The following is a 10,579-nucleotide window of genomic DNA, read 5'->3' on the forward strand; positions in this document are numbered from 1 at the left end:
CCTCAGTGACATCTGTGCACTGTTCTCCGTTGAAGAATGTCGAAACTACTTCAAGGCCGCAGGGTATGAGGCGATTTAGGTGCGACAAGCTTTAGCTTAGCGAAAATCGCGCTACGCCCGGAACATCAGAGCTGTTGATCGGTTTCTACGGAGAAGATTTAAATGTCGACGGACCACAGCGATCAACCTGATACGTTCAGGTTTAATCCAAGGTGGCTGCAGACCCCAACGAGCAGATACGAAGACCGGCCCCATGGTATCCGGTTCGAAATAGAGAGACGGAGCGCCGTTATACCGTGGAAACTAGTTGCTTAGGGTTCCCACATCGCCCGTGCCGAGAACGCGAAGTCCTGTAACATCTCCTCGAGCGTGGCCTCTATTGCCGGCATGGTTCCCGCAGCCGGAACATTTCAATCTCTTTGCCAAATTGGCAAGGGGCGCTCGCTTCCCCAACCGCCGGCCAAGTTCCCATCGGTCGATTGGCGCGCTCTTCAGACACAAGGGGCGCGGCCACAAGGACGTACATCTCCGGCAACGATCCGAGTGTTTCGCGCTCCAGATTGACTGCGAAGTCGGCAGGCGGCGCTAGGTCGATGCCCCGCCTGTGGCGCATGTTTATTTCCGTTCGAACTCGGGTTTCCAGCCGAGTGTGATGCCGCGGCTCATGGCGCCGTCGGCTAGGGCTAACTCTGACGCAAGTGGCGGATGTCCTCGCGAAATGGCAGGACACGAACACCAAAATTGCGTTGCATTCAGTTCCGATCGTCATACGTCATTGGACTATTGGTGGAGGCGCCGCCAATGTTGTCGCAAGCCGGGCATCCGGTTTCCGAGTTCCCGCCTCATCCGCCTAACTTCCGTTGCGATCAACATGTAAGATCGTTGGTGAAGCGGTAAAAAACCGAAATCAGGACGCCTATTGTAACGCTGGAGCGTGTAGTCCTCAGGTGCTGGCTCGGCGACAAGCTCAAAGGCCGCAACTCTGTTGTCAAGAATATTTATGAGTCTCCAGCTAGGATCAGAAATCATATATCGATAAACACATGCTACGGCAGGTATAGGAATATCATCCAGCAAAAGATGACCGCCAACCTTCAGTACTCTCGTGGCGTAGTGCCAATCAATGACAGGATATGGGAACGAGTGAGCGCCATCTATAAATATGTAGTCGAAAATACGCTCCGCGCCGTCCTTCCATAATTCGACATGGTCGGAAGAGCTGGATATCTCTGATGTTGCTCCCACTCCCAGATTGTTCGCGAACCATGCGTCCCACTCCGCCAAACGTTCGGGGTGATTAGAGATCCTCGGTAAAACGTCGTCCGAAAAACCTGCTGCGAATTCGAGATGCGGATTATCTATGCCAATTTCACGAAGATAGCTCAGAACTCGTTTGTGTTCGTCATGAGTTGGGCTGATAACGGTGTGGTGGGCTCCTTTTGAGGCAAAGACAATCGTAGATGCGCCGCACCCGGTTTCTAGAGTGCGCATGCCTTTGGACACTGATCCTTCTATCTCACGCAAGGTCTCCGGAGCGGCGTTCCAGCTTTGTGTTCCGCCCCAATGGAAGCGAGGCTGATCTCTTTCTAGTGTCTCTACGATGCTCATAGATAAATCCCCCAAAAGATTTGTTCAAATCAGCATGGTGATGGGATTGTCCGTCGTCAACGCAGAAAACTACGTTCATCGATGTATCAAATGTTGCCAATTGGTTGTAGCGATGACCTGATAAGACCGTAGTTCCCGGGGAAATATGCATGCCGTGTCGTGCCCTTTAAAGGCATAATTCAAAGTTGAGCGCGCTTTTCCACTGCCGCAACCAATCGGCGCGACAAAGGCAAAGAAAAAGGCCGGCACCTCTCAGCGCCGACCCTTCTCGACTTGCCTCAATAACAGCTGCCAATTCATCCGTGGTCAGCGTCAGAAACATGATGGGTTGGAGTGTAGCTCAAGCGGCGGACCCGTCAAGCACCGCTTACGGCGTGGTGTACAACCCGCCAGGTTGAGCCTGATAGTCTCGAGGACGAGGCGGGAGCAGGAGGCTTTATTGCACCCCGATGTCGTTCGCTGGCAAGCCGTCGTCTGCACCCGCTTTGACAAGCCCGTCGCGGATGTGCTGCATGTCGGATTCTTGAGCGTAGTGCAAGGTGGCGAGGAAGGACTCGAGGCCGAAGTCGGGGGCGAGCGCTCTGACCTTCTTCAAATGCGCAGAACCAGCAACGTCGTCGCCGAGCCAACCGTAGCAGGCGGCGACGAAGGCGTGCTGGACGTGATCCATCACCGAAAGGTGCATGAATGCCTCGATTGCTTCACCGTATTGCCGCGCGGCGAAATACGCCTTCCCGAGATGACTCCAGAATCGTTCCGGGTGATGGGGATTGAGCCGCATTGCTTTGCGAATCCACTCGACCCCTTCTTCCGGCCGACCAAGCCACGTCAGCAGCTCGCCCTGCTGGACCACCACCAGGTCGTAATTGGGATTGAGCGAAAGGGCACGCTCCTGGTGATAGCGGGCCGTCATTAGCTCGTTGTTGTTCACGTTCACGGCGGCGAGGATGCGATGCACGTCGGCATCGTTGTCGTCGAGCCCCAGCGCCCGTTCCAGCTCGGCAACGATCTCGGCCCAGACTGCATCCTTGTCCTCGCACCAGCCGAGCACCCACGCCTGCCCGAGGATGCAGGCCCGCCAGGCATGGGCATGCGCATATCCGGGGTCGAGTGAGAGTGCCCTGTCTATCAGAGCCTGGGCCTGCTTATTGTCAGCGATGGTGCCCCGGTGGTGCAGCACCTTGGCTGTCAGAGCACACTCGTAGGCGGCCATGTTCGCCGGCTTCGTGCGGGCGAGCTGGTCTCGTTGGGCGGCCTCGAGACGCCCTGGCAGAGTGGCCGCTATCGCCGCCGTCACCTCGTCCTGAATGGCGAAAATGTCGTCCAGTCTTCGGTCGTATCTATCGGCCCAGACATGGGCATCGTTGGCCGCGTCGATGAGCTGGACCGTCACCCGCACTCTGTCGCCGATCTTCCGGACGCTGCCTTCCACCAGATACTGGGCCCCAAGCTTCTCGGCCACTTCGCGCGCGTTCACGGGCTGATTCTTGTAGACGAAACTGGAATTGCGCGAGATGACGAAGAGTTCGTGGCGGCGCGACAGCTCGGTGATGATGTCCTCGGTCAAGCCGTCCGCGAAAAACTCCTGCTCGGGATCGCCGCTCATGTTGTCGAACGGCAGCACGACGATCGAGGGCTTGGAGAGGGCTCGCTTCGCGTCCTTTTCCTCCGGCGGGGTCGGCAGGACGGAACCCTCTAGCCCCAACCGATAAAGATGCACGGGACGGCTGATGTTCTTTAGCGTCTTCTCGCCCAGGTCCTCGATGGGGACATCGAGACGGTCAGCAATCTGCGTCGCCACCGCAGCCGTCACGCAGATTCCCCCCACATCGGCCAGCTGCTCGATCCGGGCGGCGATATTCACGCCATCGCCAAAGATGTCGTCGTCGTCGAAAATGATATCGCCGAGATTGATGCCAATCCTGAATTCGATCCGCCGATCCTGAGACACATCCGAATTGCGCCGCCTCATGCGCTGCTGGATTTCTACGGCGCATTTCACCGCGTCCGTGACGCTCTGGAATTCCACCAGCATGCCGTCGCCCGTCGTCTTGATGATCCGGCCCTCGTTCTTTGCGATGGCGGGATCGATCAATTCGATTCGGTGCGTTTTGAGGCGGGCGATCGTGCCTGCTTCGTCGGCCTCCATTAGCCGACTATAGCCTGCCATATCGGACGCCAGGATTGCGGCGAGTCTTTGTTTCATCAAGTTGTCACCGGACTGGCAGATCAGCGGTCCGGAGCGATTCTAGCGCACCCCAATGCAATCGCCTATCTTAAAATTAGCACCTTCTTTCGAAGGAGGCTGGGTGCCGCACGGGGAAAAGCGGCATCATAGCCGGTAATGGCCGCTGTCGTTTCGAGCTTCGATTTTCGGAGCCTCGGATGGGTTGTGACATTTTGCGATGGTGGGAGACCAATTCAGCGTCATCGGAATACTAAGACATCAAGTGCATTATCATCGAATGTCCGAGTGAGTCATATTCAAAACGAAACTTGCTTGCACCCTTGATTGGACTTGGGCAGGCCGCTATCGGCCCCAAAGCGGACCTTAACGTCCCAGACTTCTGCACCGTGCAAAAGGCGACATGGGTACCTGGCCGTTGCCAAGAGCGTGCGGTTCATCGAACGAGAGCGAAATGGGCGTCGGGAGCTATTTGATCGAAGGCGTTTCCGGGACTGGCAAGACCTCAGTTGCTATCGAACTGCAGCAGCGCTGTTACCACGCCATCCACGGTGACCGTGAGTTGTCTTATCAAGGAGATCCCCAGACGGGTAAACCGCTGGATGGCTCTGCGCATAAGCAGAACATTCTGGATGTGACCTTTGGGCATGAACACCACCTTTGGTATGTCGACAAAGTCAAATTCCTGGTGGCCGATCAAAGCCAGCCGATCTCCTTCTTCTGCGGCGGCTCAAGGAATTTCCATCGCTTTATTGATCTGTTTGACGGGGTTTTCGTTCTCGATGTCGATTTGGACACGTTGAAGGGGCGGCTTGCCAGGAGACCTGAAGACGAGTTTGGCGGAAAACCAGCCCAACGAGAAGTGATTGTGCGACTGCATGCGACGGAAGAAGACATTCCCAAGAACGCGACGACCATTGACGCCACTGCGCCGCTCGCCTCCGTTGTCGACGATATTCTAGCGAAATGCAGAGAGGTCGACTAAGGGCCGGCGCGCCGTAGTCTAGGGCATTACGACCTGAATCCAGAGCGTGTTGCAGCCAGCTTGATGGCGGCGAGAAAGTTGCGCGGGTCTTTGTTCGCTGTCGTTTGAACGGATTTTTCGGCTGTAGAATTGGCGCGGATGATGCACCTGGTTGCCAAAAAACCATAATTGCTCCACCTAGATCGCACATCGACGCTCGGCATTAAGAATTGGATCAACGCTGAATGCGCATACCATACGTTTTCCTCGGTGCACTTCTTGCAATCGTACAGTCGGCAAATGCTGAAGTCGCATCACCGCCTGTTTTGGCGCCGGTAAAGCAACAGGCACAAGCCGCTCAGTTGAGTGCAAAATTTCTGTCGCGCTTTAGCTACAAGCCCGTTCCACTTGACGACGCCTTGTCGGCCAGGATCATGAACCGGTTCATCAAATCGCTCGATCCGGACCGCGTGTTCTTCCTGCAAGCGGACATCGACAGGTTCATGTCTGACCGCAGCGAGATCGACGATGCCATCGAACGGGAGGACTTGAAGATCCCGTTTGCGATCTTCAACGTGTATGAAAAGCGCGTTGTCGACCGCATGAACTACGCGCGAGACGTGCTTAAGCAGGACTTCGATTTCGGTGCACAGGAAGATTATTCCGTCCTGCGCGATAAAGCGCCTTGGCCGCAGTCGGAATCCGAGAGCAATGAACTTTGGCGCAAGCGCGCCAAAAGTGACTGGTTGCGGTTGAAACTGGGCGGCAAAACCGACGCGGCTGTTCGCCAAACGCTGGACAAACGTTACGCAAACGCTCTCGAGCGCGCTTACAAGTATAAAAGCGACGACGTTTTCCAGTCGTTCATGGACGCCTATACAGCATCTATCGACCCGCACACGGACTATTTCGGCCCGACCGCTTCGGCCGACTTCAATATCTCGATGAAGCTTTCGCTGGTCGGTATCGGTGCGGTACTGCAGGAACGCGACGATTACACGACGGTCCGTGAGCTCGTGCCTGGCGGGCCGGCGCAGTTGTCCGGCAAGCTCTCGGTCGGAGACCGCATTACCGGCGTTGGTCAAGGCAGGGATGGGGCGATAAAGGAAGTGGTGGGCACACGCCTTGATGAAGTCGTGCAAATGATACGAGGGAAGAAAGGCTCCGTCGTGCGCTTGGACATCCTGCCGGCGGATGCCGGAGCAGATGGCACCCATCGCGTTGTCAGCCTGGTGCGCGATAAAATCAACCTCGAAAAACAGGCTGCCAGGAAGGCCGTGCTGTCCATGAAAGTGGGCGAAGCCACGCGCAAAATCGGTGTGATAACTCTGCCGGCATTCTATGAGGATTTTGAAGCCCGGCGCAAAGGAGACAAGGACTACAAAAGTGCAAGCCGCGATGTCGCCAAGCTTCTCGGCGAACTGAAGCAAGAAAAGGTCGACAGCGTTCTCATTGACGTGCGCAACAATGGCGGCGGTTCATTGAACGAGGCGATTGATTTGACCGGTCTGTTCATCGGCAATGGCCCGGTCGTCCAGCAACGCGGTAGCGACGGTAAGGTCGCGGTAAAAAGCGCTGATTTTCCAGCGCCTGTCTGGACAGGCCCGGTGGGTGTTCTGATCAATCGCGGGTCGGCGTCGGCTTCGGAGATTTTTGCCGCGGCTATCCAAGATTACGGTCGAGGCGTGATCGTCGGCGAACCCAGTTTCGGTAAGGGCACCGTTCAAACTGTCGTCAATCTTGACCAGATGGTTCGCAACAGCAAACCCGAATTCGGTGAGCTGAAAGTGACGATTGCCCAGTTTTTTCGCGTCAATGGCGGTACGACACAGCTGCGCGGCGTGACGCCTGATATCAGCTTGCCGGGATTTGCGGATCCGACGAGCTTTGGTGAGATGAGTTATGAGAATGCCCTGCCGTGGACCCAGGTCAAGCCTGCGAACTATGCGCCCACCGGTAATATAATGACGCTGCTGCCGACTTTGCAAAGCCGCCATGATGCTCGGGTGCAGAGAGATCCGGATTTCCAACGCGTTTTAGAGGACATTGCCGATCTGAAGGCGCAGCGCGAGAAAGGGGTCGTCTCCCTCAATGAAGCCGAACGTCGCAAAGAAGCTACTGCTCGAGATGATCGCCTCAAGTCTCGGGCGCAACTAAGCGATGCCGAAGATCCTGGCGGAGATGATGGCCTGCAGGCAAACGAGCGCAGCCTGAGTGCTGATATTGCCATTGAAAACGCCCGCAAGAAGGCAAAAGACGTCTTGCTCGAAGAGGCCGCCGCCATTCTTGCCGATGAGGCGGTTTTGCAGGAAGGCGCCTCTCCGCAGTAAATTTCGTGCAGTCATCATCGTTCCAGGCGAGCGCATCTTTTCAAAAATGCGCTCTTAAAAACGCTAAACAACAACGATCGTCTGCAAGCGACGTTCGAAAAGACGTTCTATGGCGAGATGAAGAAAGCTGCACACATGGAGCTGCAGATAACGCCAGAGAACGGTGTGCACGTCGCTCTCCATGAGACAATCGTGCAGAACCGCGGCCAAATTTCAGACGACGCATTCACGATCAAAACAGAATTGCCGGGAGGTGGCTCTGTTGAAACGCAGATAGAGGCTTTTGATCGATCATCCCAAACTACGGGGCGTGAGCGATCGGTCTCCACTACCAGACTTGCGAATTTGTTAAACGGCCTCTCGTGGTAGCGACTGGGTCTTTCGCAAAATTTGTCTAGCCGCAGTTGTTCTGCGTCGGTCGCGCCTCGTGGCGTTCCTTGAGGCATTGAGCTTGAGGCCATCACCATAGGACCGCCAGCTTACGGTTCACACCGCGTTCCCATAGAAGCGTGGTGATGAATATTGACAATATATGCTACGCGACCCAACATGAAGAGAGGACGAAAGGATATGCCAAATGGCTTCGGGAAGCATCCATGTGAAGGTCGGCGGCCAGTTGCAGGCCCATATTCAGCAGCAGATTGGTGAGGATGGCCTCTACGAGAATGCCAGCGAGTATATTCGTGCGCTAATCCGCCGCGACTTGCAGACGCGGGATGAGGCATGGGAGTCGCTGCAAAAGGAACTGGCTCCTGCCATGCGCGCCGATGACAGTGAATTTGTCACACTCACGGCCGAGGATGTAATCCGTCGCAACCAGCGCCGTTGATATGGTTGCGTATCGGTTTTACCCGCGCGCGGACGCGGCGCAGGACAAAATTTGGCGTGATACCGTTGAGAAATGGGGTGAGAAGCAGGCGGTGACTTACATCATCGGCTGGCATACTCATTTGCAGCGGTTGTGCGAGGAAAAGGCGATATGGCGGAAGCTTCCGCAACGGCTTGCGGTTCCCGCTGATGTCAAACGCGAGGCGCATTTCAGCCGCTACGAACATCACTACGTGTTCTTCCGAGAACTCGATAACGGCGATCTCGGTGTGATGAGCATTTTGCACGAGCGGATGGGTGTGCCGGTGCGCCTTGCTGGGGACCTGGCGGTACTATCGGAGAAAGCTGAGCCTTCTAAGCCATAGGCGTTGGCGCTTCCTAAAGGAAAGCGAGGAGTGCAAGCCCGGAACACACAGAGACTTCTCAATGAAGATGCGATGCCCAGTCGCGAGGACACGGGGGACCCGTTCAGGCCGCCTTGCTCGGCACGATGGTGACGCGCGCGCTCTTCAGGATCTCGACCTTCTCCTGGGCCGGTTCCCCGAAGGCGGAGATCATTGCGCGGGCATGGACCATTCGCGCCATTGAACGGATCCCGGCCGCCATCCCGCACCAGCCCCGTCAACGACGCAGTCCCTTGCGAAAGTCAACTGGCTGGCACGACCCGTAAGCCACCACACCGGAGGCGATCATGCCTTGCGAACCGCTCGAAGGATCTTCCCCAGATCGGGATTAACATCGCTGCCAGCGTGCACCATGGCACCCGGCTCCATGCTTTCGGCTACCGCCTGAGCCTTGAACTCATCTGACCAGCGTTGAATCTCTCGCGGCGCGCCCCCTAAACCCGCCGCAATGGCTTCGAACATATGGAACGTTCTATGTTCGGACATAGGTTCAGACATAGCAATTCACACCAATCTCATTCCCTGAGCTCACACGAATAAACCCGATCACCCGCTAGCGCTAGACGGGGTCAATGCACCGCCTACAACTCGAACCACCACACCCTTGCATTCAGACCTTCTGCGTAGCCCCACGGGCTTGGCGCGCGCGCACGCACCAAAGGAAATCCTGCAGATTTTGAGCACCTGATTTGCGACCCGCCTGAGAAAAGCTTCAACCGCGGCCATCCTCGATACCAAGAACCTTGGAAAGGCTATCCACATGCTTCGCGCGCACTTCCCTGGGTAGCTTGTCGAGATTGATTTGCTTGAATTTCACTGCGGGAAGTTCTGCCGCGTCAGGCAGTCCAAGCTTTTCCCAATCCGGCGTGCCCTTCTTGAATCCGACGAGAAACTCGCGATGCGCTGCCGGCATGGCGCCGGTAATGGTTTCGACGATTTGCTCCCGAGCAGCCAGTAGCGTATAGCGCGTCAAGCGCGACGTCATCGATGGTCATGCCTTCAAAGTTCTGCTCGAACTCGGCCATGATGTCTTTGCGGTCTGGTGCGAGCACTTCGGCAATTGGCCTGCCGTGGCTGATCAGATAGACGATAAGCCCTGGCGCAGCTCGTCGGTGGTTCCCTCATTGGCTACGCCTTCACGACGGTAGAGGGCCGCGGGCTGCCTGGCACAACGAAGATCCGACCGCCTCGCGCGAGGCATCGTCGATTTCGCGGCCGGCCAATCTCTCCGCAGATATCGTTTGCCTGCCAGTGGATTTGGCGGGTGTTGCCCAACGTCGAACAATCCCCGCCTTGCAAGCGACCATTGCGTCCTGCCCCGGCTTTAGGTTCCTGCCGGGCCCGCGCCGCCCCGCAACGGCTTTGCCGTCCTCCACGTCCGTTGCGGCCCTATCGGGTGCGGGCCTGCGCCTGACGCCCGGCATTCGGACCGCCGTAGCAGGTCGCGATGGTCGCGACCTCAAAACGGAGGTTTCAACATGAGCAGGCAACAAACCCACCAACGAGCCGATATCTACAGCCGCATCACCGACAAGATCATCGCCGAGCTCGAACAGGGCGTGCGACCCTGGATGAAACCCTGGAGCTCAGCCCAGGCGACCGACCGGATCACCCGGCCTCTGCGCCACAACGGCCAACCCTATTCCGGCATCAACGTCCTGCTTCTGTGGTCCGAAGCGATCGCCCGCGGCTTTACCTCGCCGATCTGGATGACGTTTCGCCAGGCCCTCGAACTGGGGGCGGCAGTTCGCAAGGGCGAGACCGGCACCACGGTCGTCTTTGCCAGTTCCTTCATCCGCACCGAAACCACCGATACTGGCGAAGCGGTCGAGCACGATATCCCGTTTCTCGAGGCCTACACGGTCTTCAATGCCGAGCAGATTGCCGGCCTGGACGCGCGCTTCAATCAGCTCACACCCGTTCCGGATCCGATGGTCCGTATCGGCCATGCCGACCGCTTCTTTGCCAACACCGGCGCACTGATCCGGCACGGCGGATCGACGGCATACTATGCCCCAGCTCGCGATCACATCCAGATGCCCGCCTTCGAAGCCTTCCGCGACGCGGCCTCCTATGTCGCGATCCTCAGTCACGAACTGACCCACTGGACGGCGGCGCCACACCGACTGGATCGCGATCTCAGCCGCTATGCCAAGGACCAAAGCGACCGCGCCCGCGAGGAACTGATCGCCGAACTCGGCAGCTGCTTCCTCTGCGCCGATCTCGGCATCGTTCCCGAACTCGAGCCGCGGCCCGATCA

9 protein-coding genes and 1 pseudogene are annotated in these 10,579 nt (G+C 57.1%); 5 read left to right on the forward strand and 5 right to left on the reverse strand.

Annotated features, from left to right (window positions below; genetic code table 11):
• Positions 1–780: 780 nt before the first annotated feature.
• A complete protein-coding gene (locus tag BSG20_RS33840) occupies positions 781–1,608 on the reverse strand; it encodes a class I SAM-dependent methyltransferase (RefSeq protein WP_093041838.1) in 828 nt (275 codons plus the stop codon).
• Positions 1,609–2,044: 436 nt separating this feature from the next.
• Positions 2,045–3,814, reverse strand: coding sequence for an adenylate/guanylate cyclase domain-containing protein (locus BSG20_RS33845; protein WP_072382200.1), 1,770 nt, complete (start codon positions 3,812–3,814; stop codon positions 2,045–2,047).
• A gap of 433 nt (positions 3,815–4,247) precedes the next feature.
• Here BSG20_RS33845 and BSG20_RS33850 point away from each other — a divergent pair, with 433 nt between their 5' ends.
• From BSG20_RS33850 to BSG20_RS33865, 4 genes are all read left to right on the forward strand, one after another.
• Positions 4,248–4,778: a DEAD/DEAH box helicase family protein gene (locus BSG20_RS33850; RefSeq protein WP_072382198.1), complete on the forward strand. Its 531-nt coding sequence runs from the start codon at positions 4,248–4,250 to the stop codon at positions 4,776–4,778.
• A gap of 224 nt (positions 4,779–5,002) precedes the next feature.
• Positions 5,003–7,087, forward strand: coding sequence for a carboxy terminal-processing peptidase (locus BSG20_RS33855; protein WP_072382196.1), 2,085 nt, complete (start codon positions 5,003–5,005; stop codon positions 7,085–7,087).
• Positions 7,088–7,664: 577 nt separating this feature from the next.
• A complete protein-coding gene (locus BSG20_RS33860) occupies positions 7,665–7,916 on the forward strand; it encodes a ribbon-helix-helix domain-containing protein (RefSeq protein WP_072382194.1) in 252 nt (83 codons plus the stop codon).
• 1 nt (position 7,917) lies between these two features.
• Positions 7,918–8,280: a type II toxin-antitoxin system RelE/ParE family toxin gene (locus tag BSG20_RS33865; protein ID WP_072382192.1), complete on the forward strand. Its 363-nt coding sequence runs from the start codon at positions 7,918–7,920 to the stop codon at positions 8,278–8,280.
• Positions 8,281–8,383: 103 nt separating this feature from the next.
• Here BSG20_RS33865 and BSG20_RS36110 read toward each other — a convergent pair.
• From BSG20_RS36110 to BSG20_RS33875, 3 genes and pseudogenes are all read right to left on the reverse strand, one after another.
• Positions 8,384–8,494: pseudogene (locus BSG20_RS36110) on the reverse strand (succinate--CoA ligase subunit alpha); the annotation flags it as partial.
• A gap of 110 nt (positions 8,495–8,604) precedes the next feature.
• Positions 8,605–8,781 (reverse strand): transposase, encoded by a 177-nt coding sequence (locus BSG20_RS33870; protein WP_244541528.1) that lies wholly within the window; start codon positions 8,779–8,781, stop codon positions 8,605–8,607.
• A 250-nt stretch (positions 8,782–9,031) separates the two neighbouring features.
• Positions 9,032–9,304 (reverse strand): hypothetical protein, encoded by a 273-nt coding sequence (locus BSG20_RS33875; protein ID WP_072382189.1) that lies wholly within the window; start codon positions 9,302–9,304, stop codon positions 9,032–9,034.
• A gap of 493 nt (positions 9,305–9,797) precedes the next feature.
• On the opposite strand from BSG20_RS33875, the gene BSG20_RS33880 reads away from it, so the two are divergent.
• Positions 9,798–10,579: ArdC family protein (locus tag BSG20_RS33880; RefSeq protein WP_093041841.1), on the forward strand; the 782-nt coding region annotated here is incomplete at its 3' end.

This window comes from Rhizobium tibeticum (assembly GCF_900110205.1).
Classification (GTDB): Bacteria; Pseudomonadota; Alphaproteobacteria; order Rhizobiales; family Rhizobiaceae; genus Rhizobium; species Rhizobium tibeticum.

Bases quoted from the DNA above. Each gene is read 5' to 3' on its own strand.
- BSG20_RS33840 (WP_093041838.1), bottom strand. From the start codon at position 1,608: ATGAGCATCGTAGAGACACTAGAAAGAGATCAGCCTCGCTTCCATTGG.
- BSG20_RS33845 (WP_072382200.1), bottom strand. From the start codon at position 3,814: ATGAAACAAAGACTCGCCGCAATCCTGGCGTCCGATATGGCAGGCTAT.
- BSG20_RS33850 (WP_072382198.1), top strand. From the start codon at position 4,248: ATGGGCGTCGGGAGCTATTTGATCGAAGGCGTTTCCGGGACTGGCAAG.
- BSG20_RS33855 (WP_072382196.1), top strand. From the start codon at position 5,003: ATGCGCATACCATACGTTTTCCTCGGTGCACTTCTTGCAATCGTACAG.
- BSG20_RS33860 (WP_072382194.1), top strand. From the start codon at position 7,665: ATGGCTTCGGGAAGCATCCATGTGAAGGTCGGCGGCCAGTTGCAGGCC.
- BSG20_RS33865 (WP_072382192.1), top strand. From the start codon at position 7,918: ATGGTTGCGTATCGGTTTTACCCGCGCGCGGACGCGGCGCAGGACAAA.
- BSG20_RS33870 (WP_244541528.1), bottom strand. From the start codon at position 8,781: ATGTTCGAAGCCATTGCGGCGGGTTTAGGGGGCGCGCCGCGAGAGATT.
- BSG20_RS33875 (WP_072382189.1), bottom strand. From the start codon at position 9,304: ATGACGTCGCGCTTGACGCGCTATACGCTACTGGCTGCTCGGGAGCAA.